Source organism: Streptomyces sp. NPDC058373 (assembly GCF_042723275.1).
In the GTDB taxonomy this organism is placed as follows: domain Bacteria; phylum Actinomycetota; class Actinomycetes; order Streptomycetales; family Streptomycetaceae; genus Streptomyces.
The window spans coordinates 1-24097 of the sequence record NZ_JBHXJE010000033.1; the positions used below are offsets into that span (position 1 = coordinate 1).

The 24097-nt window shown below is 74.7% G+C and carries 22 protein-coding genes; 6 read left to right on the forward strand and 16 right to left on the reverse strand.

The annotated features are described in order from the left end of the window. Positions 1 to 104: 104 nt before the first annotated feature. From ACFWMZ_RS19155 to ACFWMZ_RS19170, 4 genes are all read right to left on the reverse strand, one after another. Positions 105 to 287 (reverse strand): hypothetical protein, encoded by a 183-nt coding sequence (locus ACFWMZ_RS19155; protein WP_030695107.1) that lies wholly within the window; start codon positions 285 to 287, stop codon positions 105 to 107. Positions 288 to 558: 271 nt separating this feature from the next. Then, the gene (locus tag ACFWMZ_RS19160) at positions 559 to 735 is read right to left on the reverse strand and encodes a hypothetical protein (RefSeq protein WP_383184241.1); all 177 of its coding nucleotides are present in this window, start codon (positions 733 to 735) and stop codon (positions 559 to 561) included. Between the two features lie 401 nt (positions 736 to 1136). Then, positions 1137 to 2330, reverse strand: coding sequence for a TerD family protein (locus ACFWMZ_RS19165; RefSeq protein WP_383203039.1), 1194 nt, complete (start codon positions 2328 to 2330; stop codon positions 1137 to 1139). Between the two features lie 45 nt (positions 2331 to 2375). Next, complete coding sequence (locus ACFWMZ_RS19170; RefSeq protein WP_383202969.1) at positions 2376 to 3647, reverse strand: MFS transporter; 1272 nt, start codon at positions 3645 to 3647, stop codon at positions 2376 to 2378. A gap of 1034 nt (positions 3648 to 4681) precedes the next feature. Between ACFWMZ_RS19170 and ACFWMZ_RS19175 the strand changes: the two genes are divergently transcribed. The 3 genes from ACFWMZ_RS19175 to ACFWMZ_RS19185 all read left to right on the forward strand — a co-directional run bounded on the left by ACFWMZ_RS19175 (position 4682) and on the right by ACFWMZ_RS19185 (position 8280). Continuing rightward, on the forward strand, positions 4682 to 6217 hold the full coding sequence (locus ACFWMZ_RS19175) for an aldehyde dehydrogenase (NADP(+)) (RefSeq protein WP_383202972.1): 1536 nt from the start codon (positions 4682 to 4684) through the stop codon (positions 6215 to 6217). A 164-nt stretch (positions 6218 to 6381) separates the two neighbouring features. Continuing rightward, a complete protein-coding gene (locus ACFWMZ_RS19180; RefSeq protein WP_383184014.1) occupies positions 6382 to 7107 on the forward strand; it encodes a DsbA family oxidoreductase in 726 nt (241 codons plus the stop codon). A gap of 123 nt (positions 7108 to 7230) precedes the next feature. Then, complete coding sequence (locus ACFWMZ_RS19185) at positions 7231 to 8280, forward strand: aminotransferase class V-fold PLP-dependent enzyme (protein WP_383184016.1); 1050 nt, start codon at positions 7231 to 7233, stop codon at positions 8278 to 8280. 36 nt (positions 8281 to 8316) lie between these two features. On the opposite strand, the gene ACFWMZ_RS19190 is transcribed toward ACFWMZ_RS19185, so the two are convergent. Further along, a complete protein-coding gene (locus tag ACFWMZ_RS19190; RefSeq protein WP_383184018.1) occupies positions 8317 to 8841 on the reverse strand; it encodes a MarR family winged helix-turn-helix transcriptional regulator in 525 nt (174 codons plus the stop codon). Between the two features lie 125 nt (positions 8842 to 8966). On the opposite strand from ACFWMZ_RS19190, the gene ACFWMZ_RS19195 reads away from it, so the two are divergent. Next, positions 8967 to 10127: an alkene reductase gene (locus tag ACFWMZ_RS19195; protein WP_383202975.1), complete on the forward strand. Its 1161-nt coding sequence runs from the start codon at positions 8967 to 8969 to the stop codon at positions 10125 to 10127. A gap of 185 nt (positions 10128 to 10312) precedes the next feature. Here the strand turns inward: ACFWMZ_RS19195 and thpD are convergent, their stop codons facing one another. The 5 genes from thpD to ACFWMZ_RS19220 all read right to left on the reverse strand — a co-directional run bounded on the left by thpD (position 10313) and on the right by ACFWMZ_RS19220 (position 15149). Next, on the reverse strand, positions 10313 to 11209 hold the full coding sequence (gene thpD / locus ACFWMZ_RS19200) for an ectoine hydroxylase (protein ID WP_383184022.1): 897 nt from the start codon (positions 11207 to 11209) through the stop codon (positions 10313 to 10315). 3 nt (positions 11210 to 11212) lie between these two features. Next, the gene (locus tag ACFWMZ_RS19205) at positions 11213 to 11611 is read right to left on the reverse strand and encodes an ectoine synthase (protein WP_003947422.1); all 399 of its coding nucleotides are present in this window, start codon (positions 11609 to 11611) and stop codon (positions 11213 to 11215) included. A gap of 34 nt (positions 11612 to 11645) precedes the next feature. Continuing rightward, positions 11646 to 12917, reverse strand: a complete 1272-nt coding sequence (gene ectB, locus ACFWMZ_RS19210) for a diaminobutyrate--2-oxoglutarate transaminase (protein WP_383184024.1) — start codon at positions 12915 to 12917, stop codon at positions 11646 to 11648. Between the two features lie 116 nt (positions 12918 to 13033). Beyond that, the gene (ectA, locus tag ACFWMZ_RS19215; RefSeq protein WP_383184026.1) at positions 13034 to 13582 is read right to left on the reverse strand and encodes a diaminobutyrate acetyltransferase; all 549 of its coding nucleotides are present in this window, start codon (positions 13580 to 13582) and stop codon (positions 13034 to 13036) included. 451 nt (positions 13583 to 14033) lie between these two features. Beyond that, positions 14034 to 15149 (reverse strand): pyridoxal-phosphate-dependent aminotransferase family protein, encoded by a 1116-nt coding sequence (locus ACFWMZ_RS19220; protein WP_383202978.1) that lies wholly within the window; start codon positions 15147 to 15149, stop codon positions 14034 to 14036. A 74-nt stretch (positions 15150 to 15223) separates the two neighbouring features. Here ACFWMZ_RS19220 and ACFWMZ_RS19225 point away from each other — a divergent pair, with 74 nt between their 5' ends. Next, positions 15224 to 16315: an amidohydrolase family protein gene (locus ACFWMZ_RS19225; protein ID WP_383202981.1), complete on the forward strand. Its 1092-nt coding sequence runs from the start codon at positions 15224 to 15226 to the stop codon at positions 16313 to 16315. Between the two features lie 324 nt (positions 16316 to 16639). Next, positions 16640 to 17626 (forward strand): SCO1860 family LAETG-anchored protein, encoded by a 987-nt coding sequence (locus tag ACFWMZ_RS19230; protein WP_383202984.1) that lies wholly within the window; start codon positions 16640 to 16642, stop codon positions 17624 to 17626. Between the two features lie 308 nt (positions 17627 to 17934). Here ACFWMZ_RS19230 and ACFWMZ_RS19235 read toward each other — a convergent pair whose 3' ends face one another. From ACFWMZ_RS19235 to ACFWMZ_RS19260, 6 genes are read right to left on the reverse strand one after another with little or no spacing between them, the layout of a single operon-like run. After that, positions 17935 to 18411: a hypothetical protein gene (locus tag ACFWMZ_RS19235; protein ID WP_383202987.1), complete on the reverse strand. Its 477-nt coding sequence runs from the start codon at positions 18409 to 18411 to the stop codon at positions 17935 to 17937. 31 nt (positions 18412 to 18442) lie between these two features. Next, the gene (cobC, locus tag ACFWMZ_RS19240) at positions 18443 to 19489 is read right to left on the reverse strand and encodes an Rv2231c family pyridoxal phosphate-dependent protein CobC (RefSeq protein ID WP_383202989.1); all 1047 of its coding nucleotides are present in this window, start codon (positions 19487 to 19489) and stop codon (positions 18443 to 18445) included. 2 nt (positions 19490 to 19491) lie between these two features. Beyond that, complete coding sequence (locus ACFWMZ_RS19245) at positions 19492 to 19920, reverse strand: cobalamin biosynthesis protein (RefSeq protein ID WP_383202992.1); 429 nt, start codon at positions 19918 to 19920, stop codon at positions 19492 to 19494. After that, positions 19917 to 21332 (reverse strand): cobyrinate a,c-diamide synthase, encoded by a 1416-nt coding sequence (locus ACFWMZ_RS19250; protein ID WP_383202995.1) that lies wholly within the window; start codon positions 21330 to 21332, stop codon positions 19917 to 19919. Before ACFWMZ_RS19250 ends, ACFWMZ_RS19245 begins: the two co-directional genes overlap by 4 nt. Before the next feature lie 11 nt (positions 21333 to 21343). After that, positions 21344 to 21943 (reverse strand): cob(I)yrinic acid a,c-diamide adenosyltransferase, encoded by a 600-nt coding sequence (gene cobO / locus ACFWMZ_RS19255; RefSeq protein ID WP_383179333.1) that lies wholly within the window; start codon positions 21941 to 21943, stop codon positions 21344 to 21346. Next, a complete protein-coding gene (locus ACFWMZ_RS19260; RefSeq protein ID WP_383179330.1) occupies positions 21943 to 24081 on the reverse strand; it encodes a putative cobaltochelatase in 2139 nt (712 codons plus the stop codon). The genes cobO and ACFWMZ_RS19260 overlap by 1 nt, the downstream gene beginning before the upstream one ends. Positions 24082 to 24097: the final 16 nt, after the last annotated feature.

Here is a 24097-nt window from a genome sequence, read left to right on the forward strand (position 1 = left end):
GACCATCCTCTGGTCCGGGCCGCCGCCGTCGTGCGTGCCTACGGGGTGCGTCTGTGCCGCGTGCGTACTGTCGTCTCGTCCGCTCCGGCATCCGGTCCGGAGTGTCAGGCCGCTTCCACGATCTCGTCGCGGATGGCCGCCGCCCACTCGGTGACCAGCCGCTGGTACTCCGCGGCCTCGTCGGGGGAGAGGGAACCGCCCGCGCGCAGCCACAGGCCGCGGATCTGCTCGTTCAGCACGGCGGCCGTACGCCGTGCGGGGCCGGAATGGGGGTGGTTCGTGGACATGTGAGCAAGCCTAGGGGAAAGAACTGACGTTCCGCCACGGAGCAGTCACTGATCGCACCGAGACGCGGCTGTGACCTGGGGGTTCTTCGTGGGGATGCTGTGAGGATCACATCCGCCCGTCCCGGAACACCCCGTAGTACGGGCCGAGTCGGCCTTTCCGGGCGCATTCGAGGGCGCGTGGGGGTGTGGGGGGCGCGTGGTCCGCGAGCGGCGGTACGCGCGGCCGGGACCCGCGATCGCCGGGTGGGTGCCTGGGGCGCGGCGGCGGAGGCTACGCGGCCTCGGTCACCTCGGCGCTGACGGCCGTCGCCCACTCCTCCACCAGCGCTTCGTACTCCGCTCGCTGTGCTGCCGTGAGCCGTCCGGCAGAGCGCAGCATGAGGGCGCGGATCTGCTCGTTTATGACGGACGGGGGGCGCACGCGGGCGGTGACGGGGGTGGAGGACATGTGAACAGAGTAGGTGCTCCCTGTGATCTTTCGCTGCGTATTGACCGCCGCCGAATCGGCATCGTCCGTCGGGAACAGCGTCTGACCTGCAAAGACGCGCGAATTTCGGCTGGAGAGCGGCCGATTGTGACGTTCGCCGCCTCATTGGCCCGGCGCGTTACCCGCGAGGGCCTGCGCCCCCTGGCCAAGAGGCTCCCGCCGAGGTGAGGCGGGGTGCGGTTTCGGGCGGCGCCGGGATCCGGGGGAGCCCGGAGACCGACGGCCGGGCCGGCGAGGCGGCCGGGCGACCCGGAGAGCGGTGCGGGGCCGGGACGTACGGCGGGGCAGCACCGTGGGTCCGGTGCTGCCCCGTCCGTCCGCGCCGGGCGCTCCAGGCGCCGTGCGAGATGTGTCAGGCGCCCCTACAGCGCCTGGGCGCCGGGCTTCACCATGCCGCGTACGGTGCGGGACTTCACGAAGTCGCCGATGGCTGTCATCTCCCACTCGCCGGAGAACTGGCGGATCAGCTTGGCCATGAGCACGCCGGTCTGCGGCTCGGCCGAGGTGAGGTCGAAGCGGACCAGCTCCTCGTCGGTCGCCGCGTCCACCAGGCGGCAGTACGCCTTGGCGACCTCGGTGAACTTCTGGCCGGAGAAGGAGTTCACCGTGAAGACGAGGCCGCTGACGTCGGCCGGGAGGCGGCCGAGGTCCACCACGATGACCTCGTCGTCACCGCCGCCCTCACCGGTGAGGTTGTCGCCGGAGTGCTTGACGGCGCCGTTCAGGATCGAGAGGCGGCCGAAGTAGCAGCTGTCGAGCTGGTTGCGCTGCGGGCCGTAGGCGATGACCGAGGCGTCCAGGTCGATGTCCTTGCCGCGGAAGGCCGGCTCCCAGCCGAGGCCCATCTTGACCTGGGAGAGCAGCGGGCGGCCGCCCTTGACCAGGGAGACGGTCTGGTTCTTCTGGAGGCTGACCCGGCCCTTGTCCAGGTTGATCTTGCCGGAGCCGGGGGCCGGGGGAGCCGGTGCGGCCTGGGGCGTGGCGGGCGGCGGTGTCGACATGGCGGCGCGCGGGTCCGGGGCGGCAGGCGCGGCGGCCGGGGCGGGGGCCGGCGCGGCGGCCGGCTCCTCCTCGACGCTCACCCCGAAGTCGGTGGCGATGCCGGCCAGCCCGTCGGCGTAGCCCTGGCCGACGGCGCGGGCCTTCCACGCGCCGTTGCGGCGGTAGACCTCGATGACGACGAGGGCGGTCTCCGCGCCGAGCTGCGGCGGGGTGAAGGTGGCGAGGGCCTGGCCGTCACCACCGCGGATGGTGGCGGTGGGCTCGATGCCCTGGAAGGTCTGGCCAGCGGCGTCCGGGCTGGCCGTCACCACGATCTTCTCGATCTGGGCCGGGACCGAGGCGGTGTCGACCACGATCGCGTCGGGGGCCGAGCCGCCGCCCGAGCGGTAGGTCACACCGGCGCCCGTGGGCTGGTTGTAGAAGATGAAGTCGTCGTCGGAGCGCACCTTGCCGTCGGCGGTGAGCAGCAGGCCCGAGACGTCGAGCCGCACCGGGGCGGAGACGTCCACCGTCACGCTGGTGGCGGTGAGAGGGATGTTCGAGCCGGGGGTCATAGCTGTCATGTCCGGAGGAACGAACGACCCCGCTTTGCCGTTCCCTTACCCGCGCGGAAGTTCCCGGCTTCGCCCGAACGGGCGCGTCCGCGCTCCGGGGACCGACGCCTCCGGCCTCCCCGGGGGCCGGCGGACGCCTTCACCCCGCCCCCCGAACGCCAGCCCCGCCGCGCAGACGAGCGCCGCCGCCCCGGTGACCGCCAGCAGCACGCGGTGGTCGGCGACCGCGACCAGGCCCGCTCCGGCGAGCAGTGCCACGGCGTTCGGCGTGTACAGCAGGGTGTGGACCCGGCCCGCCGTCACGCCGAGCCGGTCGGCGGGCGTCTCCCGCTGCACCGCCGTGAGCGCGGCGATCAGTACGCAGGGCAGACCCGCGCCGATCAGCAGGCTCCCGGTGAGCACCGCCGCGTCGTCCGGCAGGGCCCGCGCCGCGACGCCCAGCCCGAAGAGCACGACGCCCCCGGCGGCGAACCCCCGCTCGCCCAGGCGCCGCAGCAGCCTCCCGGCGGCGAGGCCGGTCGCCACCGACCCGGCGCCCTGCACCGCGTAGAGGACGCCCGCCCAGCCCGGCGCGCGGCCGAGCCCCGCGTCGACCACGGCGTAGACGCTCGCCCCGTTGATCCCGGCGAGCAGCATCGTGCAGGCTCCGGCCGCGACCAGGGCCCGCAGGGCGGGGGCGGGCGGCAGCAGCGGGCCCCGGGGCCGTCGCCGGGGGAGGGGCGGACGGGCGGGTTCGGGGGCGCGGAGCAGGGCGTAGAGCCCGGCGGCGGACAGGAAGGTCAGCGCGTCCAGCAGGGCGACGGCGCGGCCCCCGTACCAGGTGAAGAGGGCGGCGCCGGCGAGCGGGGCGAGGAGTTTCATGGACTCGTTCGCCGTCAGGCGGAGCCCGTTGAAGCCGCCCAGCAGCCGGGCGTCGACGGCGGTGGCGACCAGGGCCGTCTCCGCCGCGTCGTGGACGACGCCGCACACGCCGTACAGCACCAGCACGGTGAGGAAGAGCCAGAGCCGGTCGGGGGAGGCGGTGGCGGCGAGGAGCAGGAGGAGCGCGGCGGCGGCGAGGTTGGTCCGTACGAGCAGCGGGCCGCGCCGGAACCGGTCGGCGAGGGCGCCCAGCCACGGGCCCGCCGGGACGGCGGCCCACAGGGCGGCCGTGGCCAGGGCGGCGAGGCTGTCCGACGCGGTCAGCTCCTTCATCCAGACTCCGGCGGCCAGGGCCATCGCCGAGGAGCCGAAGCCCGAGACGAGGACCGCGCTCAGGAACAAGGACGCCTCACGGTCGCGGAGGATGTGGCGCGCGGTGCGCGGGGTGGTGGTCATGGGCGCAGGGCCGCGGCGCAGGGGGTGCCGGGGCATCGGGCGATTGCCCAGGTGCACGGCCCCACTTGGCACGGGAGACGGGGTAAGGAGGGGCGGCCGTCTTCTGAGGCCCCCTCGGAAGGCGGACCTCCCCCTGTCGCCGTCCGCCGCCGACCGGCCCGCTCTCGAAGGTGGCGATGACCGCCTGGAGGCGCTCCCCTCGGACACGGCCGCCCGGCGACCGGCTCCCTCGGACGCCGGTTCACGAGCGTGCCGCTCCGGCCCCTACTGGCCGGATCGCCGGATCCCCGGAACGCACGGGGCGGGCGGCCGCAGTGCCTTGGCCGCCACCGCGCGCGACCGTGCCCCGGGCGCCCGGCCCGCCCGCAGCGCCGCGAGGTGCGCGTCGGCGTCCGCGAGGGGGAGACCGGGGAGCCGCCGCCGCAGAGCGAGCGGCGCCGGGCCACGGCCCGGCGTCTCGGCGAGCGCGCGGATCTCGTCGTGGAAGTCGTTAACCGGGGTGCGCACCGGTAGACCGCGGACCCCGGCGCGGTACTCCGCCTCCATGCCCCGGTCGCGGCGTCCACGCCGCCGGCGCGTACGGCCCGCCGTCGACGTGATCGGCCAGGAACGGGCCGGTGCCGGCCAGCGTAAGCGCCGCTTCCCCCTCCGCGCCCACGCGGCGCTCCACACCGGCGGACGCGCCGCCACCTCCGTCACCGCCGGACGCGCAGTACGCGGGTCCACGGCCACCAGCGCGCCCAACTCCCGTGCCGGGCGCCCCTCGACGATCCGTACCGCCGCCGACCGCTCGATCGCCCCGGCAGTCTCCCGCGCCCGCCCCCGGCGCGGCGCGGGGGGAGTTCTGCGCGACAGGCCGCCCCTTGACCCCCGTGATCACCCCCGCATAGCCTCCGCGCCCAAGAGCTCCGCCCTCAGGAGTCTCATCCCCCACCCTGACGAGACCGCACCCCCGATGAGACCGCGCCCGGTACGGGACAGCGCCCGGCACGGACGGCGCCGTCGGTTGTGGCCCGTACCGAAGGAGCCCCGCCGTGGCAGCAGGAGCCGTATGGAGTGTCGACCCCCGGACCGGCAAGGAGCGCGAGCAGGTCGCCGTGGAGGCCACCGGGGCCGAGGTCGACCAGGCGGTACGCGCGGCCCACGCCGCACGCGGCGCCCTCGCCGACCGGGCCGTACGGGCCGCGCTGCTGCGGGCGGCGGCCGACCGGCTCGACGGGGCCCGGGCCCACCTGGTGGAGGCCGCCGACGCCGAGACGGCTCTCGGCCCCGTCCGCCTCGACGGTGAACTGACGCGGACCACCAGCCAGTTGCGGATCTTCGCCGCCCTGGTGGAGGAGGGGGCCTTCCTCGGCGTCCGTATCGACCACCCCGACCCCGCCGCCACCCCGCCCGTCCCCGACCTGCGGAGCATGCGGGTACCGCTCGGCGTTGTCGCCGTCTACGCGGCCGGGAACTTCCCCTTCGCCTTCTCCGTGCCCGGGGGCGACACCGCCAGCGCCCTGGCGGCGGGCTGCCCCGTCGTGGTCAAGGCCCACCCGGACCACCCGGCCACCTCCGAGTTCACCCTCGCGCTGCTGCGCCGGGCCGCCGCCGACACCGGCGTGCCGCCCGAGGTCTTCGGGCTCGTGCACGGCTTCGACGCGGGCGTGGCCCTGATCAGCCACCCCTTCCTCGCCGCCGCCGGGTTCACCGGTTCCGTACGCGGCGGGCGCGCCCTCTTCGACGCGGCGGCGGCCCGGCCCGTGCCCATCCCCTTCCACGGCGAACTGGGCAGTCTCAACCCGGTCCTCGTCACCCCCGGCGCCGCCGCCGAGCGGGCGGGCGAGGTCGCCGAGGGGCTGGCCGCCTCGGTGACACTGGGGACGGGCCAGTTCTGCGTGAAGCCCGGGCTGGTGCTGGTCCCGGCGGGCGAGGACGGGGACCGGCTGGTGACGGCGCTGACCGCCGCCGTCAGCGACACCGAGGCCGGAGTGCTCCTCGACGCCCGCATCAGGGACGCCTTCCTCGCCGGGGTCACCGAGCGCGCCGCGCTGGACGGGGTGGAGAGCCCGGTCACCCCCGGCGCGGCGGGCGAGCACACGGTGGCCGCGGGCTTCCTCACGGTTGCCGCGCCCCGGCTGGCCGCCGCGGGCCCGCACGATCTGCTCCTGGAGGAGTGCTTCGGGCCGGTCACCGTCCTCGCCCGCTACGACGGGCCCGCCGAGGCCGAGGCGCTCCTCGCCCGGCTGCCCGGCAACCTCACCGCCACGCTGCACCTCTCCGCGGCCGAGGAGCGCGGCGAGGGCGGCGCGGCCGCGCTCCTGGAACGGCTCACCCGCCTGGCCGGCCGGGTCGTCGTGGGCGGCTGGCCCACCGGGGTCGCGGTCGCCGACGCCCAGCACCACGGCGGCCCCTACCCGGCGGCGACCTCCTCGGCCACCTCGGTCGGCACCGCCGCCGTCGAACGCTGGCTGCGCCCGGTCGCGTACCAGACCACGCCTCAGGCGCTCCTTCCGCCGGAGCTGCGGGACGGCAACCCGCTGGGGCTGCCCCGCCGGGTGGACGGCCGGGCGGAGCACGGGGCCTGACGCGGAGGCCGGGGGCGGGCCCGGAAGGCTACGGAATGCGCCGGTCCGCACCCGCGTTGCGGAAGAGCGGAGGCCGCCTCCGTACCCTGGTGCCCTGCCCCGCCCGCGGGACCACCGTCCCGCCCCGACCCGCCCGCCCCGGGCAGAGGAGTTGAACCGCAGCCATGCGCGTCGAGATCTGGTCAGACATCGCCTGTCCCTGGTGCTACGTAGGAAAGGCGCGGTTCGACAAGGCGCTCGCCGCCTTCCCGCACCGCGACCGGATCGAGGTCGTCCACCGCTCCTTCGAACTCGACCCGGCCCGCCCGAAGGGCACCCCCGAGCTGGTCCTGCCGATGCTCGCGAAGAAGTTCGGCATGAGCGAGGCGCAGGCCGCGGAGGCCGAGCGGAACCTCGGCCGGAACGCCGCCGACGAGGGTCTGCCGTACCGCACCGAGGGCCGCGACCACGGCAGCACCTTCGACATGCACCGGCTGCTGCACCTGGCCAAGGCGCACGGCCGCCAGGACGCATTGCTCGCCGTGCTGTACCGGGCCAACTTCGCCGAGGAGGAGACCGTCTTCGCGGACGACGAGCGGCTCGTCGCCCTCGCCGTGGAGGCCGGGCTCGACGAGGCCGAGGCCCGCGCGGTCCTCGCCGACGAGCAGCGGTACGCCGCCGAGGTCCGCGCCGACGAGCGCGCCGCCACCGAGCTGGGAGCCAACGGCGTCCCGTTCTTCGTCCTCGACCGCCGGTACGGCGTCTCCGGGGCCCAGCCCGCCGAGGTCTTCGCGCAGGCGCTCACCCAGGCGTGGGAGAGCCACGTCCCGGCCGCCGGGCTCGCCACTCCGGCGGGCGCCGAGGGCGGCGAGGCGTGCGGCCCCGACGGCTGCGAGCTCCCGCGGCGCTGACCCGCGCCCGCGTCCTTCCGGCCCGGCCTCCGCCCCGGCGGGGGCGGGCCGGAAGCGTGTCAGGGACCGTTCGGCGCACACCGCACCATGGACGCCCGCCGGGAGGAGGTGCACAGTGGCCGCATGGACCTCGACCACAGCCTGGCCGAAGACGAGTTCACGCCTTCCCGGACGCACCTGGCGACCGCCGGCACCGGCCTCCTGCCGCGGAGCGCGGCGAGGGCCGTACACGAAGCGGTCGACGCCTCCGCCGCCGGAGCCCCACCCGACATGTTCGCCGACATGGAGGCCGCCCGGGCCTCCTTCGCCCGGCTGGTGGACGTCCCCGTCGCCCGGGTCGCCACCGGCTCCTCCGTGGCGACGTACACCGGCCTGATCGCCTCCTCGCTGCCGGACGGCGCCGAGGTGCTGACCGCCGACGGCGACTTCAGCTCGCTGGTCAACCCCTTCCACACGCGGCCCGGACTGACCGTGCGCACCGTGCCGCTGGAGCGGATCGCCGAGCACGTCACCGAGGCCACCGCGCTGGTCGCCGTCAGTGCGGTGCAGTCCGCCGACGGCCGCCGCGCCGACCTCACCGCCGTCCGCGAGGCGGCCCGCGCCCACGGCGCCCGCACCCTGGTCGACGCCTCGCAGGCCGCCGGCTGGAACACACTCGACGCCGACGCGGACGACTACACCGTCTGCGTCGGCTTCAAGTGGCTGCTCTGCCCGAAGGGAACCGCCTTCCTCGTCGCCCCCGAGGACCTCGGCGTCCTGCCCCCGCTCCTGGCGGGGTGGGTCGCCGGCGAGGCCCCGTTCGACAGCTGCTACGGCCCCGTCACCGAACTGGCCCGCAGCGCACGCCGCTACGACGAGAGTCCGGCCATGCTCGCCTGGGCGGGCGCCCGGCACTCCCTCGCCCTGCTGGAACGGATCGGCACCGAGGCGGTGGGCGCCCACGACGTCGCACTCGCCGAACGGTTCCGGGAGCGGCTGACCCTCGCCGGGCACGCCCCGGTTCCGGCCCCCGGCTCGGCCATCGTCTCCGTGCCGGGGCTCGGGGAGCGCGCCGGGGCCCTGGGGGAGCGGGGGATCACGGTCTCCGACCGGGCGGGGATGCTCCGGGCCTCGTTCCACCTGTACAACACCGCGGGCGACGTGGACCGGCTGGTGGACGCGCTCGACGGCTGAGGCCGCGCCCGGGGCTCCGGCGGTGGTCGGAGCCCGTTACCCCTGCGGTTCCCCCTGCTCCGGGCACCCCCGCACCCGGTCGCACAAGTTGGCCTCCACCGCCGCCAGCAGGCGCCCGAGTTCGGCGCGGTCGGCGCGGGTGAGGCCCGCCAGGGCGTACTCCTCCAGCCCGGCCCAGGCCGCCTCGACCTGCCGGCTCAGCCCGCAGCTGAGGGGGGTCGCCTCGACCAGGACGGCCCGCCGGTCGGCCGGGTCGGGGGTGCGGCTGACGTGCCCGGCCTGCTCCAGCCGCTGGAGCGTCTTGGTCACCGTGGACGGGTCGAGTTCCACCGCCTTGATCAGCTCGGACTGGCGGACCGGGCGGCCCGCCTCCCAGAGGTGGCCGAGGACGATCTCCTGGCCCGGGTAGAGGCCCGTCTCCCGCAGCGCCCGCCCGGCGGCGGTCCGGTGCAGCCGGGCCACCCGCGTGACGAGGTGGCCGAACGGCCCGCCGGGCAGGGCGACGCCCGCCTCGGCGGGCCAGGTACAGGGGCCCTGCTCGGGGCCGGTCGCGTCGTTCATTCAACGTCTCCCGCTGGGTCGTGGCGGTCCTCTGGGCGGGCCGCGGGCGCCGCCGCGGAGACGGGACGTGCCGTCGGTCGAGGGGTGCGCGGTCTCCGCCGACTATACCTTTGGCCGACCAATCAATGGGTTACAGGGGCACCGGCCTATTAGCTGGCCGGCCATGCAATGGATCGGCCGCGGCCCCGCTCTGCCCGGAACCGCCCGTTCCCCCACTGGAGACCGCCCGTGACTTCGAGCACCTCGACCTGTCCGGCACCAAGCTCCCGCACCGCATCGCCATGGCCCCCATGACCCGCAGCCGCTCCGGCGCGGCGGGCGTGCCGACGGCGCTCATGGCCGAGTACTACGCGCAGCGCGCCTCGGCCGCCCTGATCGTCTCCGAGGGCGTCCAGCCCTCCGCCGTGGGCCAGGGCTACCCGGACACCCCCGGGCTGCACTCCGCCGACCAGGTGGCCGGATGGCGCGCGGTCACCGACGCCGTGCACGGGGCCGGCGGCCGGATCTTCGCCCAGCTCATGCACGCCGGACGGATCGGCCACCCCTCGCTGCTCCCCGAGGGCGAGGTCAACGTGGCACCGTCGGCCGTCGCCGCCGCCGGGCAGGTCTACACGGCCGAGGGCCCGAAGGACTTCGTCACTCCGCGCGAGCTGACCGCGGACGAGATCCGCGCCACCCTCGCCGACTACGTCACGGCCGCCCGCAACGCCGTGGCCGCGGGGTTCGACGGGGTCGAGCTGCACGGCGCCAACGGCTACCTGATCCACCAGTTCCTCGCCCCCGGCTCCAACCACCGTGACGACGGCTGGGGCGGCTCGGTCGAGGGGCGCGTCCGGTTCGCGGCCGAGGTCACCGAGGCGGTCGCCGCCGAGATCGGTGCCGCCAGGACCGCCCTGCGCGTCTCGCCCGGCAACGCCTTCAACAGCATCGTGGAGCCCGAGCCGGAGCCGGAGTACACCGCCCTGGTGGAGCGGATCGCCCCGCTCGGCCTCGCCTACCTGCACATCGCCGAGGACGTGCCCGCGCGCCGGGCGCTCACCGTCCGCCTGCGGGAGCGTTTCGGCGGCCCCGTGATGCTCAACCCGGCGACCGAGGGACCGACCGGCCTCGACGCGCTGGCCCTGGTCGAGGAGGGCACCGCCGACCTCGTCAGCTTCGGCCAGCTCTTCCTCGCCAACCCGGACCTGCCCGCCCGGCTGCGCGCCGGCGGCCCCTTCAACGAGGCCCGGCGGGCCACCATGTACGGCGGTGGGGCCGGGGGATACACCGACTACCCGGCCCTCTGACCGGCCGACCGGAGCCTCCTGTGAAGGGGCCCGGAACGCCGTGACGGCCCCCGAAACGCAACCGGACCGGGAGCGGCCCGCCTGTGGCCGCCCCCGGTCCCGTGGCCCGGGCGCCGTGTGCGCTGGTGCGTGGGCGGACCGCTGTCAGCGGTTCACCCGGTGTGCCTGCTCCACCTGGATGAAGCTCACTTCACCGGAGTGAAGTCACGCGCCCCGATGAACTCCGGGCGCCGGACGGGCGCCGCGAAGGGCTCCTCAGCAGCGTTCTCGACGCTGTTGAAGACGATGAACACGTTGCTGCGCGGGTACGGGGTGATGTTGTCCCCGGAGCCGTGCATGGCGTTGCAGTCGAACCAGGTGGCCGACCCGGCCTTGCCGGTGAAGAGCCGGATGCCGTGCCGGTCGGCGAACTCGGTCAGCACCTCGTCCGAGGGGATGCCCGCGTCCTGCATCTGGAGCGACCGCTTGTAGTTGTCCTTCGGCGTGACGCCGTTGCACCCCACGTACGTGCGGTGCGACCCCGGCATGATCATGAGGCCGCCGTTGGTGTCGTAGTTCTCGGTCAGTGCGATCGAGACGGACACCGTGCGCATCCTGGGCAGCCCGTCCTCGGCGTGCCAGGTCTCGAAGTCCGAGTGCCAGTAGAACCCGGAGGCTCCGAAGCCCGGCTTCACGTTGATCCGGGACTGGTGGACGTACACGTCCGAGCCGAGGATCTGGCGGGCCCGGCCCACCAGCCGCTCGTCGCGGACGAGCCGGCCGAAGACCTCGCTGATCTTGTGGATCTCGAAGACCGAGCGGACCTTCTCCGACTTGGACTCCACGATGGCGCGCTCGTCGGCCCGGATGAGCGGGTCGGCGACCAGCCGGTCCAGTTCGGAGCGGTAGACCTCGACCTCGTCGGGGGTGATCAGCTCCTCGATGGCGAGAAAGCCGTTGTCGTCGTAAGACTGCAGGTCGGACCGCGTGATGGGTCCAGGGGCGTCCTGCGGGGACCACACGACGGGGTCCTTGCGCGGGATCGTCACCTCGGTGGCAGTCCGGCTCGGGTAGAGATCGGTGCGTTCCGACGCGACAGTCATGACTCAGTCCTCCTCGGTCAGCAGCGGGTAGACGCCGTTCTCGTCGTGATCCTCCCGTCCGGTCACGGGCGGGTTGAAGACGCAGACGCAGCGAAAATCTGTCTTGGGCCTCAGGGTGTGCTTCTCGTGGCCGTTGAGCAAGTACATGGTGCCGGGCTCGATCCAGTGGGTCTCGCCCGTTTCGCGGTTGGTCAGCTCGGCCTCACCCTCGACGCAGAGCACGGCTTCGATGTGGTTGGCGTACCACATGTCGGTCTCGGTCCCCGCGTAGAGGATGGTCTCGTGCAGCGAGAAACCGACCTTCTCCTTGGCGAGCACGATGCGCTTGCTCTCCCAGGTGCCGGACGCCGACTTGACGTGCCGGTCGGTGTTCTCGATGTCCTTGAACGATCGGACGATCACAGTGTGGTCGTGCCCTTTCTTCCGTCGGTGTGTGTCAGGCCGTCTCTCGGACGGCGCGGGCGAGGATGCGCAGACCCTCGTCCAGCTCGTCCGGGCTCACGGTGAGCGGCGGCAGCAGCTTGACCACCTCGCTCTCCGGCCCGGAAGTCTCGACCAGCAGACCCAGCTCGAAGGCGCGCTTGGAGACGGCGCCCGCACGGGACTTGTCGGTGAACTCCATGCCCCAGACCAGGCCCCGGCCCCGGACGGAGGCGATGGCCTCGCCGCCGTGCTCGTCGAAGATCGCGGCGAGCGCCTGCTCGACCTGCTCGCCCCGGGCGAGGGTCTGCTTCTCCATCTGGCCGTCGCTCCAGTACGCGTCCAGCGCGGCGGCGGCGGTGACGAAGGCGGGGTTGTTGCCCCGGAAGGTGCCGTTGTGCTCGCCCGGCTCCCAGATGTCCAGCTCCGGCTTGAACAGGCAGAGCGACATCGGCATGCCGTAGCCGCTGATGGACTTCGACAGGGTGACGATGTCCGGGGTGATGCCCGCCTCCTCGAAGGAGAAGAACGGGCCGGTGCGGCCGCAGCCCATCTGGATGTCGTCGACGATCAGCAGCATGTCGCGGCGCTTGCACAGGTCGGCGAGGGCGCGCAGCCACTCGGGCCGGGCGACGTTGATGCCGCCCTCGCCCTGGATCGTCTCGACGATGACCGCGGCCGGGGTGTTGAGGCCCGAGCCCTGGTCCTCCAGCAGCCGCTCGAACCACAGGAAGTCCTGCATGGTGCCGTCGAAGTAGTTGTCGAACGGCATCGGCGTGCCGTGCACCAGCGGGATGCCGGCACCGGCGCGCTTGAAGGCGTTGCCGGTCACGGCGAGCGAGCCGAGCGACATGCCGTGGAAGGCGTTGGTGAAGGAGACGATGGACTCGCGGCCCTTGACCTTGCGGGCCAGCTTCAGCGCCGACTCGACGGCGTTGGTGCCCGTCGGGCCGGGGAACATGACCTTGTACGGCAGGTCGCGCGGGCGCAGCAGCACGTTCTGGAAGGTCTCCAGGAACGCGCGCTTGGCGGTGGTGCCCATGTCCAGGCCGTGGGTGATGCCGTCGCGCTCGATGTAGTCGATCAGCGCGCGTTTCAGCACCGGGTTGTTGTGGCCGTAGTTGAGGGCGCCGGCACCGGCGAAGAAGTCGAGGTAGGTGTGGCCGTCCTCGTCGTACAGGTAGCTGCCCTGGGCCCGGTCGAAGACGGCGGGCCAGCTGCGGCAGTAGCTCCGTACCTCCGACTCAAGGGTCTCGAAGACGCTCAGGGCGGGCGGGGTGATGGTCACGACTGCTCTCCTGGGAGATGGGGGGTGAAGCGGGGCGGAAGTCAGGGATACGTGCGGAAGGGCGGCCGGGGGCTTGCTTCCCGGCCGGACCTGGGTGGCTGTGCGGGCGTCCGGTGTCAGTCGGTGAACGGTCCGATGCGGTACAGCACCTCGGGGTCGTGCCCCCCGTCGGGGAAGAGCCCGGCGCCGAAGAGGACCTCGCGCTCCAGCTCGGCGCCGTGGCGCTTGGCGTAGGAGGTGAAGAGGCGCTCGGAGGGCGTGTTCCCCGGGGTGATGGTGGTTTCGATCCCGTCCAGCCGCCCGTTCTCACGGAGCCGGTCGGTCAGCCCGTCCAGCAGGGCGGCGGCGAGGCCCCGTCCGCGCTGCGAGGCGTCCACGGCGACCTGCCAGACGACGAGGGTGTGCGGGCGCTCGGGCCGGAAGTATCCGGTCACGAACCCGACCGGCTCGCCGTCGGCGTCGCGCGCCACCACGGAGGTGCCGGCGAAGTCGCGACACCACAGGAGGTAGCTGTAGGAGGAGTTGAGGTCGAGGGTGCGCGAGTCGCGGGCGATACGCCAGATGGCTGCCCCGTCCTCGATGCCCGGGTGGTCCAGGCGCAAATCCTCTGGCATTTCCTTCGAGGTGGATCGGCCACGTGCAAGGTCGGCTTGTGCGGCGGTCATGCAAATTGAATTTACCGATCGGCTCTGAAAAATGCATCGCGGGTCGGGGTTACATGGCAGCGCTTTCTGTGTTATCAGGCGCGGGGGTGCGCCTGCGCGAATCGCCGCCCGAAGATGGTGATTTGTACTGGATATAAGGGGCGAAACGGGCACCGTGTGGAGTCAGTCACAAGTGCGTAACGCATGCGTGACGCGTCCGAATTACGCGGTTTCGGTGTCTGGAAAATCGATGCGTTTAGCTCGGGGGATAGCGGGCAGACGAATAGGGGAAGCTGAGTGCGAAGGAATTCGGAATTCCCCGTAATAGGTCTGCTGATAAGAATAATGGCCTGCCTCCGCGCCGAAGTCGGCGCGGTCTTCGCCGTGCCCGGACATCCGGAAAGGCGCACGGGCCGCCCCGCCCACGGCAATCCGCCGCGCACCGGACGGCCCGCCGGGGCCGGGGGAGAGGTCAGGCCGAGGGGCGCTCCCACGCCGCCGTCGCCGCGCGCCGCGCCGCGTCCAGGTCGACCGTCCGGCCGGTCAGGTCGGTCAGCGCGGCGCCCAGGGCCGCCAGCGAGGAGTGGACCGTGCCGCCGGCCGCGGCCGTGCCGTAGTGGTTGACCCGGATCATCTCCTTGGCCAGCGCCCCGCCACCCGCCACCAGCGGCAGCACCGGGTCCGCCGCCAGCGCCCGCGCCACCAGCTCCGAGGCGTCGACACCCTCCGGCGTGCGCAGCGTGGTCGCCACCGGCGCCGCGTTCCCCGCCTCGCGGACGTACGGCGCGAAACCGCCGCCGATCGCCTTCACACCCGCCCGGGTGGCCGCCGCCGCCCGCGTGTGCCGGTCGATCACCGTGTCCAGGCCCTCGTCCTCGATCCGCTCGACGCACGCCTGGAGCGCCAGCATCTCCAGCTGGGCCGGGGCGTGCAGCAGGGCGGTGCGACCGGCGTCGATCCACCGCTCCTTCCAGTCCAGCAGCGAGAGGTACGAGCGGCGCGGCGCCTGCGGGTTGGCCGCCATCCGCTGCCAGGCCCGCTCGCTCACCGAGACCGCCGACACCCCGGCCGGGCCGCCCATCGCCTTCTGGGCGCCGATCACGCACAGGTCCACGCCCCAGGCGTCCGGGAGCAGCGGCTCGGCGCCGACCGACGCGACCGCGTCCACCATGAAGAGCGCGCCGTGCTCACGGACCACCCGGCCGATCTCGGCCACCGGGTTGGTGTTGCCGGTCGCCGCCTCGGCGTGCACCAGCGAGACGAAGCCGATCTCCGGGTTCTCTGCCAGCGCCTCGGCGACCTGGGCTGCGCTCACCGCGGAGTCGTACGGCACCGCGAGGTCGACCACCCGGGCCCCGCAGTCGCGCAGCCAGTCGCCGAAGGTCTGGCCGTAGGGGCCGGTGATGACGTTGAGCGCGGTGGTGTCCGGGCCCGCGACGCCGCGGATGCAGCCCTCCAGGGGCAGCAGCGCCTCACCTTGGGTGATGACGACGTCCTGCGTGGTGGAGAGCAGCGCCGCGACCCGGCGCTCGATGTTCGCGAAATGCGCGGCGGTCAGCGGGGTCAGGTCCAGAAGGGGGTGCGTCACGGTGGTGCTCTCTTCGCCGGTCGATCGTCGGGCTGCCGGTCCGAGCGTACCCACCGGGTCCTACGCTGCCGTGCATGAGCGAGGACATGGTGCTGCACGTGAAGGGCCGGATACTGGTCGGTCCCGAGGAGGCCGGGGACGAACTCTGGGTGGTGGGCGGGCGGATCACCTTCAGCAGGCCGCCGGGGGCCCGCGAGGTGCGGACCGTCGAGGGGTGGGCGCTGCCCGGACTGGTCGACGCCCACTGCCATGTCGGCCTGGACCGGCACGGCCCGGTCGCGGCGGACGTCGCCGAGAAGCAGGCGCTCACCGACCGCGACGCCGGGGCGCTGCTGCTGCGCGACGCCGGCTCCCCGAGCGACACCCGCTGGATGGACGAGCGGGACGACCTGCCGCGCGTCATCCGGGCCGGCCGCCACATCGCGCGCACCCGCCGCTACATCCGCAACTACGCCCACGAGATCGAGCCGGACGAACTGGTCGCCTACGTCGGCCAGGAGGCGCGGCGCGGCGACGGCTGGGTCAAGCTGGTCGGCGACTGGATCGACCGGGGCGCCGGCGACCTGACGCCCTGCTGGCCCCGCGAGGCGGTCGAGGCGGCCATCGCCGAGGCGCACCGGCTCGGCGCCCGGGTCACCGCGCACTGCTTCGCCGAGGACTCGCTGCGCGACCTGGTCGAGGCGGGGATCGACTGCGTCGAGCACGCCACCGGCCTCACCGAGGACACCATCCCGCTCTTCGCCGAGCGTGGCGTCGCCATCGTGCCGACCCTGGTCAACATCGCCACCTTCCCCGACCTCGCGGCGGGCGGCGAGGCCAAGTTCCCCACCTGGTCGGCCCACATGCGGCGGCTTTACGAGCGCCGTTACGACACGGTCCGCGCGGCCTGGGACGCCGGCATCCCCGTCTTCGTCGGCACCGACGCGGGCGGCAGCCTGCCGCACGGCCTGGTCGCCGCCGAGGTCGCCGAACTGGTCACCGCCGGGATCCCGCCGCTCGACGCGCTCGCCGCCACCACGTGGGGCGCCCGCGACTGGCTCGGCCGCCCCGGGCTGTCCGAGGGCGCCCCGGGCGATCTGGTGGTCTACGAGAGCGACCCCCGCGCCGACGTGCGGGTGCTGGCGAGGCCGCGCCGGGTGGTGATCGGGGGGAAGGTCGTCGCCTGAGGGCGGAAGAAGCGTGTTGACGGGCCGTTACGGGGGCCGGAGCAGGGTCGTTGTGCTCCGGCCCCCGAGGCGTCCCGGCGTCCGCGTATGCCGTCCGTACGCCCTCCGGGGGCCTGGAAACGGGCGGATCGGGTGACGGGAGGGAACGGCCGTGCCGATCGGGTCGAACGCATGCGCCAAAACCCCCCTTTGGAGTGAACTCGCCCGAGGTTGTCGCCCCTTCACCCGCAGTGCGTAAAGATTCCGGCAACGACGTCGTCGACGGCCGCCTGTCCCCAAGCGCGGCCCTCGGCGGCTCCATGTCTCTGTGGGGGTTTCACCATCTTGAACAGCACCAACTTCCGCATGCCCGCACGCCGTCTGGTGGCCACCTCGGCGGCCGGACTGCTCGTCGCGGCACCGCTCGCCCTCGCCTCGGCCTCGACGGCCCACGCCACCGGCGACCACGGGCGGGCGGACGCGGTCGTCCTGCGCACCGGCCTCGACGTCTCGCTGCTCAACAAGACCGTCAACGTCCCGCTGAAGGTCGCGCTCAACGAGGTCCACGCGCCTCAGAGCGCCGAGAAGACAGCGCTGAACGCCGAGCTCTCCGGCGTCAACAACGGCGAGCCGTTCAGCGTGCTCAGCGCCCAGGTGGCCGAGGCGAAGGCCACCGCCGACGCGCACAAGGCGGAGGGGCACACCACGCTCGCCCACGCCAAGGTGCACCTGCCGGGCCTGCCCGCCCTGCCGCTCCTGGAGGTCGAGAAGGCCACCTCCACCGCGCTCTGCGAGGCGGGGAAGAAGCCGGTCGCCGAGGCCAACGTGCTCGGCCAGGTCACCGTCCTCGGCAAGCGCGTCACCCTCACCGCGGGCGGCACCACCGAGGTCGAGGTGCCCGGCGTCGGAGAGGTCACCCTCGACCTCTCCAAGCGGCACACCACCACCTCGACCGCCGCGGCCACCGCCCTGGAGCTCAAGGTCTCCGTCAACCCGCTCAAGCTGGGCGTCGCCGAGGTCGACGGCACCGTCACCCTCGCCGGAGCCACCTGCGAGGCCCCCGCGGCCCCGGCCCCCGCGCCCGAGGAGGAGAAGCCCGCCGAGGAGCCCGCAGCGGAGGAGGAGGCCGAGAAGCCCGCCGACAGCTCCGGTACCGAGCAGGCGAAGACCGGGGACGAGGGCGTCACCACCCAGACGGGCAAGGCCCCCGCCACCGAGAACCTCGCCGAGACCGGCGGCAGTTCCATGACCCCCTACCTCGCGGGCGGCGCCGTCCTCCTGCTCGCCGCGGGCGGCGGCGCCCTCGCCCTGACCCGCCGCAAGCGCGCCTGATCTGACCCTGCCGCACGGCCACCGGGGGGTGGGCCGGGCGGCAGGGGGAGGCCGGGCGCCGCGTCGAGGACGGCGTCCGGCCGCACGGACGGACGGGAGCGGGGCGCGTGGGGCGCCCCGCTCCCGTACCGGAGGGGGCGGCCGCGTGGGGCGGCCGCCCCCTTTTCTCGTCAAGGGGGCGCGAATGCGGCCTGTCCGGACCGAATGCGTGCTCCGGCTCCGTCTGCCGTATGGCGCGCCTCAGCCGAATGCGCTGCCTGGTCTCACTGGCTGGACACGGAGGTCCGGACCGGGTCGAGGTGCAGTTCCTAGGGGCCGAAGCAGTCGGCTGCGAGGGTCGCGACCGGCGCGCCGCAGGGGCAGGCCCGGTTGAGCCCTTCGTCGCCCATCGGTCCGCAGCACCCGGTGCTGTTGGCCCCCTGGGGCAGGGGCTGGAGGCCGGCAGCGTCGTCGGGGTGCACCAGCACGGTGCGGCGGGTGCCCGCCGAGATGACGAAGACTTCTTCGTGGCAGACCAGCCCTCCGCGTGACTGGGCGGGCCTCGGCTCCTCCTGATCGTCCTGTGCGACGTAAGGAGCCCCCCAGGGCTCGGGGTCGATCGCGTAGTGGCCCTGCGGAACGGTGGAGGGCGCCCGGCGCGTCTTTCTGTCCCGGTCACGATCGTCCTCCGAGACGTCGGGGACGGCGGCGAGCCTGGCCGGCTCCGGCGTGATGGCGGTGCCGCACCGGGAACAGCGGAAGACGGTCATCCCCTTGTTGTACCGCGCGGGGCTGCTGTCCGGCATCCCTGTTTCGACGCGCAAGCCAGTAGCCCGTTCACCGCCTCCGCGCCAACGCCAGGTCCAGGGCCCCCAGGAACCCCTCCGTCGTCGCCGCGTCCCTGACCGCCAGGCGGAGCCAGTCCGGGCCGAGGCCCGGGAAGGTGTCGCCGCGGCGGACCGCGAAGCCGAGGGTGCGTAGTTCCTCGCGGACCGCGGCCGCGTCCTCCACCGCCATCAGGACGAACGGTGCCTCGGCCGGGCCCGCGACCCGTACCCCCGACTCCGCCCGCTTCTCCAGCCCCGCCACCAGCAGTTCGCGGTCGGCCGCGATCCGCCGGGCGGCCTCCTCCGCCTCGGCCAGCGCGGGTGGGCAGACGCACGCCTCGGCGGCGGTCAGGGCCGGAGTGGAGACCGGCCACAGGGGCTGGGCCGAGGCGAGGCGGGTGATCAGTTCGGGCTCGGCCAGGACGTAGCCGATGCGCAGGCCCGCCAGGCCCCAGGTCTTGGTGAGGCTGCGGAGGACGACCAGGCCGGGGAGGTCGGTCCGGCCCGCGAGGGCCTCGCGTTCGCCCGGCACCGCGTCCATGAACGCCTCGTCCACCACGAGCACCCGCCCCGGCCGGGCGAGCCGGGCCAGTTCGCGCGCGGGATGCAGGACGGAGGTGGGGTTGGTGGGGTTGCCGACCACCACCAGGTCGGCGTCGTCGGGGACGGCGGCGGCCTCCAGCCGGAAGCCGTCTGCCTCCCGCAGCAGGACCCGGTCCACCCGGTGCCCGGCGTCCCGCAACGCCGCCTCCGGCTCGGTGAACTGCGGGTGCACCACGACGGGACGCCGTACCGGCAGGGCCCGCGCCAGCAGGACGAACGCCTCCGCCGCGCCGGAGGTGAGCAGCACCCACTCGGGAGCCACCCCGTGCCGAGCCGCGACCGCCGCGCGGGCCGCCCGCCCGTCCGGGTAGGCGGCGAGGCCGCCCAGCGAGGCGGCGATCCGCTCCCGCAGCCAGGGCGGGGGCGTGCCGGTGCGCACGTTCACCGCGAGGTCGGTCAGTCCGGCGCCGCGCACCTCGGCGTCGCCGTGGTGCCGCAGGTCGGGCTCGTCCATCGTCACTCCGTCCCCGAGGCGGTCGCCGCCGGGTCGCGCCGCGCCACCGCGCAGGTCGCCACCGCGGGACCGGGACCGCCCGACTTCCGTTTCGGTACGAGGAGTTCGCCGCCGCCCGCCAGCGCCGCCGCCTCCGCGACCGAGGGCACCCCCAGCGCCGCCAGCGCGGTCGGCGAGGAGTGCGGCGTCGCCACCTCGGCCAGCACCTCGGGCGCCCAGGACCGCAGCCCCACCCCCAGCAGCCGGGCCGCCTCGACGAGCCCCGGCTCGGTGGCCTTCGCCTCGACGGTGGCCAGCTCCAGCAGCCGCCCGGCGCCCGGGCCCAGCTCCGCCAGGACCCCGCTCACCAGCGCGTGCACCGCCTCGGCGGGCGCGTCGCGGCAGGCGCCGACGCCCACCACCAGCCAGGCTCCGGCCGGAGGGCCGGTCATACGGCCGCCCCGGCGGCACCCCGCGTCCCGGCCGCACCGGCCGCGCCGGGACGGAGCGCCCGGGCCGTCAGACGGGCCGCCGCCGACGGCAGGGCCGCCCAGTGGACGTGCAGGTAGGAGGCGTGCACGCCGCCCTGGACGAACCCCTCGGTGCGGGGCGGGCCCGGCCGCACCACACCCCAGGCCGGATCGGCGCCCGCGCCGGGCTCCAGGCGGGTGCGGTGGAACTCGTGGCCCGCCACCCGCGTCCCGGCCGGGGCCAGCACCGAGTCGCCGACCGCCACCGCGTCCCGGTAGCCCAGCGTCAGCCGCTCCGTCATCCGCGCGGAGGCGTCCAGCACGCCGCACATCGGGGCGCCGTCCAGCTCCCGCGCCAGGTAGAGCAGGCCCGCGCACTCGGCGGCCACCGGCGCCCCCGAGGCGGCGAGGGCGGCGACATCGGCGCGGAGCGGGGCGTTGGCCGACAGCTCGGGGGCGTACACCTCCGGGAAGCCGCCGCCGATCACCAGCGCCCCGGTGCCCTCCGGCAGCCGCTCGTCGCGGAGCGGGTCGAAGGGGACCACCTCGGCGCCGGCCGCCGTCAGGAGTTCGGCGTGCTCGGCGTAGGAGAAGGTGAAGGCGGCGCCCCCTGCCACCGCGACCACCGGGCGGGGCCCGGCCGGCGGGGGAGGAGCGCCCGCACCGGCCAGCGTCTCGGCCGGGTCCCACGGCGCGTCGGTGAGCGGCGGCGCCGAACGGGCCAGCGCCCACAGCGCGTCCAGGTCGCAGCCCGCGCGGACCTGGGCGGCCATCGCCGCCACCGCCGCCACCGCGTCCGGCTCGCGCTCCGCCACCGGGATGAGGCCCAGGTGGCGGGAGGGCGTCGCGGCCTGCGGGGTGCGGCGCAGCACGCCGAGCACGTCGACGCCGGCCTCGTCCAGGGCCGCGCGCAGGAGCTCCTCGTGCCGGTCGGAGCCGACCTTGTTGAGGATCACCCCGCCGATCCGCACTTCCGGGTCCCAGGAGGCGAAGCCGTGCACCAGCGCCGCCACCGAACGGGACTGCGAGGAGCCGTCGACCACCAGCACCACCGGCGCCCGCAGCGCCTTCGCCAGCTGCGCCGTGGAGGCCAGCTCGCCCTGCCCGGCCGCACCGTCGTACAGGCCCATCACGCCTTCCACCACGGCCAGGTCGGCCCCGGCCGCGCCGTGCGCGAAGAGCGGGCCGAGCAGCTCGGTGCCGCAGAGGTAGGCGTCGAGGTTGCGGCCCGGGCGGCCGGTGGCCAGGGCGTGGTAGCCCGGGTCGATGTAGTCGGGGCCCGCCTTGTGCGGCGAGACCGCCAGGCCCCGCCCGGTGAAGGCAGCCATCAGGCCGGTCGCCACCGTCGTCTTGCCGCTGCCCGACGACGGGGCCGCCACCACCAGGCGGGGCATGTGGAGCGTCCTCACCACTCGATGCCTCGCTGGCCCTTCTGGCCCGCGTCCATCGGGTGCTTCACCTTGGTCATCTCGGTGACCAGGTCGGCGAAGTCCACCAGTTCGGCGGGGGCGTTGCGGCCGGTGATCACCACGTGCTGGTTGCCGGGGCGGGCCCGCAGCACCTCGATGACCTCGGCGGTGTCGATCCATCCCCAGTGCAGCGGATAGGCGAACTCGTCCAGCACGTACAGCCGGTACGTCTCGGCGGCCAGGTCGCGCTTGACCTGCTCCCACCCCTCGCGCGCCTTGGCCTCGTTGTCCTGCTGGTCGTCGCGCTGCACCCACGACCAGCCCTCGCCCATCTTGTGCCAGTCGACGCGGCCGCCCTCGCTGCCGGCGCCCAGCACCTTCAGCGCGTTCTCCTCGCCGACCTTCCACTTCGCCGACTTGACGAACTGGAACACCCCGATCGGCCATCCCTGGTTCCAGGCGCGCAGCGCCAGCCCGAAGGCCGCCGTCGACTTGCCCTTGCCGGGGCCGGTGTGGACCGCGACCAGGGGACGGTTGCGGCGCTGACGTGTGGTGAGTCCGTCCTCGGGGACGACGGACGGCTGTCCCTGCGGCATTACGCGGCCCTCCGGGCGTGGTGGTGATCGGTGACGTCCTTGACCAGGCCGGTGAGCGCCTCGGCCCGCAGCTCGTCCAAGGTGACGGCGGTGCCCCGCAGTTCGCGGGCGAGTTCGGCGGCGAGCCCGAGGCGGACCGGGCCCGCCTCGCAGTCGACGACCACACTCGCGGTCGCCTCGGCGGCGTGCAGCCGGGCGGCCCTGGCCGCCAGCGCCACCGGCTCGGGGCCGCCGGTGGCCCGGCCGTCGGTGACGACGACCAGCAGCGGGCGGCGGGTGGCGTCCCGCAGCCGCTCCACCCGCAGCACGTCGTGGGCCCTCAGCAGGCCCGCCGCCAGCGGGGTCCGGCCGCCGGTCGGCAGCGACTGGAGGCGGGCGGCGGCCGCGTCCACCGACGAGGTCGGGGGCAGCGCCACCTCGGCCTCGCGGCCCCGGAACGTCACCAGCCCCACCTTGTCGCGCCGCTGGTAGGCGTCGAGGAGCAGCGACAGCACCGCGCCCTTGACCGCCCCCATCCGCTTGCGGGCCGCCATCGACCCGGAGGCGTCCACCACGAAGAGCACGAGGTTGCCCTCGCGGCCCTCCCGGGTCGCCTGCCGCAGGTCGTCGCGGCGCACCACCAGGCCCCGCCCCGACCGGCCGCGCGCCCGCTGGTGCGGGGCGGCCGCCCGGACCGTCGCCGTCAGGTGCAGCTTGGTCAGCGCGCCCTCGGGGCGGGTGGCGCCGGTGGTCCTGCCGTGCTCGGTACGCGCCCGGGACCTGCGGCCCGCAGCGCCCGCGCCGAGCCCCGGCACGCTGAGCGCCTTGGTGCGGAAGGGTTCGCCCGCCGCCACCGCCTGCTGCTCCGCCGAGGCCGGGCGGGGCGTACCGCCGGCGGGCTCGCCGGGCTCCCGCCCGGTCAGCGCCTCGGGCGCGTCTTCGGGTGCCCCGGCACCGGAGTCCTCGGCGCGCTGCGGCGGGACCCCGCCGGAACCGCCGTCGCCGGGGTCGGGCTGCCCGCCCCCGCCCCCGCCGCCGTCCGGGCCCGGGCCGTCGTCGCCGTCGCCGTCGGCCGGGTCCTCCGGCGCCTGCCCCTCGGGCGGCGTCGGCGGCTCGTCCTCGGGGTCGTCGGCGGCGGCGTCCCGCAGCACCTCGTCCAGCTTCTCCTCGTCCAGGCCCGGTGCGTCGAAGGGGTTGCGGCGGCGCCGGTGCGGCAGCGCCAGCAGCGCGGCCTGCCGTACGTCCTCGACGGCGACCTCGGTGCGCCCGGCCCAGGCGGCCAGCGCCGTCGCGGTGCGCGCCATCACCAGGTCGCCGCGCATCCCGTCGACCTCGAACGCCGCGCACACCGCCGCGATCCGGCGCAGCGCCCCGTCGCCCAGGCGTACCTGGGGCAGCAGCGCCCGGGCGGCGGCCACCCGCTCGCGCAGCTCGGCCTCCTCGCCGGACCAGCGGCCCGCGAAGGCGGCCGGGTCGTCCTCGAAGGCGAGGCGGCGGCGGACCACCTCGACGCGCTGGCCCGGCTCCCGGGAGGCGGCGACCTCCACGGTCAGACCGAACCGGTCCAGCAGCTGCGGGCGCAGCTCGCCCTCCTCCGGGTTCATCGTGCCGACCAGCAGGAAGCGGGCCGCGTGCCGCACCGAGACGCCCTCGCGCTCCACGTACGAGGCGCCCATCGCCGCCGCGTCGAGCAGCAGGTCGATGAGGTGGTCGTGGAGGAGGTTGACCTCGTCGACGTAGAGGATGCCGCGGTGCGCGTCGGCCAGCAGGCCCGGCTCGAACGCCTTCACGCCCTCCGCCAGGGCCCGTTCGATGTCGAGCGCGCCGACCAGCCGGTCCTCGGAGGCGCCGACCGGCAGCTCCACCATCCGCGCCGCCCGCTCCCGGCCCCGGCCGCCCTGCCCGTCCACCGGGTGCGGCCCGTCCGGGCAGTCGGGGTCGGGCGCGGCCGGGTCGCAGGAGAAGCGGCACCCCTCCACGGCCCGCACCGGCGGCAGCAGCGCGGCCAGCGCGCGTACCGCCGTCGACTTGGCGGTGCCCTTCTCCCCCCGGACGAGGACACCGCCGACCGCCGGGGAGACCGCGTTCAGCAGCAGCGCCAGCCGCAGGTCGTCCTGACCGACGATCGCGGTGAACGGATAGCGGGAACTGGTACTCATCGGGACTTCACTCCTT

Coding starts and splice junctions, on each gene's coding strand:
- ACFWMZ_RS19155 (WP_030695107.1), bottom strand. CDS start 287: ATGTCCACGAACCACCCCCATTCCGGCCCCGCACGGCGTACGGCCGCC.
- ACFWMZ_RS19185 (WP_383184016.1), top strand. CDS start 7,231: ATGGACCTCGACCACAGCCTGGCCGAAGACGAGTTCACGCCTTCCCGG.
- thpD (WP_383184022.1), bottom strand. CDS start 11,209: ATGACTGTCGCGTCGGAACGCACCGATCTCTACCCGAGCCGGACTGCC.
- ACFWMZ_RS19235 (WP_383202987.1), bottom strand. CDS start 18,411: ATGCCGGACAGCAGCCCCGCGCGGTACAACAAGGGGATGACCGTCTTC.
- ACFWMZ_RS19190 (WP_383184018.1), bottom strand. CDS start 8,841: ATGAACGACGCGACCGGCCCCGAGCAGGGCCCCTGTACCTGGCCCGCC.
- cobO (WP_383179333.1), bottom strand. CDS start 21,943: ATGCCGCAGGGACAGCCGTCCGTCGTCCCCGAGGACGGACTCACCACA.
- ectA (WP_383184026.1), bottom strand. CDS start 13,582: ATGACCGCCGCACAAGCCGACCTTGCACGTGGCCGATCCACCTCGAAG.
- ACFWMZ_RS19250 (WP_383202995.1), bottom strand. CDS start 21,332: ATGCCCCGCCTGGTGGTGGCGGCCCCGTCGTCGGGCAGCGGCAAGACG.
- ACFWMZ_RS19180 (WP_383184014.1), top strand. CDS start 6,382: ATGCGCGTCGAGATCTGGTCAGACATCGCCTGTCCCTGGTGCTACGTA.
- ACFWMZ_RS19225 (WP_383202981.1), top strand. CDS start 15,224: ATGAGCGAGGACATGGTGCTGCACGTGAAGGGCCGGATACTGGTCGGT.
- ACFWMZ_RS19170 (WP_383202969.1), bottom strand. CDS start 3,647: ATGACCACCACCCCGCGCACCGCGCGCCACATCCTCCGCGACCGTGAG.
- ACFWMZ_RS19165 (WP_383203039.1), bottom strand. CDS start 2,330: ATGACCCCCGGCTCGAACATCCCTCTCACCGCCACCAGCGTGACGGTG.
- ACFWMZ_RS19245 (WP_383202992.1), bottom strand. CDS start 19,920: ATGACCGGCCCTCCGGCCGGAGCCTGGCTGGTGGTGGGCGTCGGCGCC.
- ACFWMZ_RS19160 (WP_383184241.1), bottom strand. CDS start 735: ATGTCCTCCACCCCCGTCACCGCCCGCGTGCGCCCCCCGTCCGTCATA.
- ACFWMZ_RS19260 (WP_383179330.1), bottom strand. CDS start 24,081: ATGAGTACCAGTTCCCGCTATCCGTTCACCGCGATCGTCGGTCAGGAC.
- cobC (WP_383202989.1), bottom strand. CDS start 19,489: ATGGACGAGCCCGACCTGCGGCACCACGGCGACGCCGAGGTGCGCGGC.
- ACFWMZ_RS19195 (WP_383202975.1), top strand. CDS start 8,967: ATGGGTTACAGGGGCACCGGCCTATTAGCTGGCCGGCCATGCAATGGA.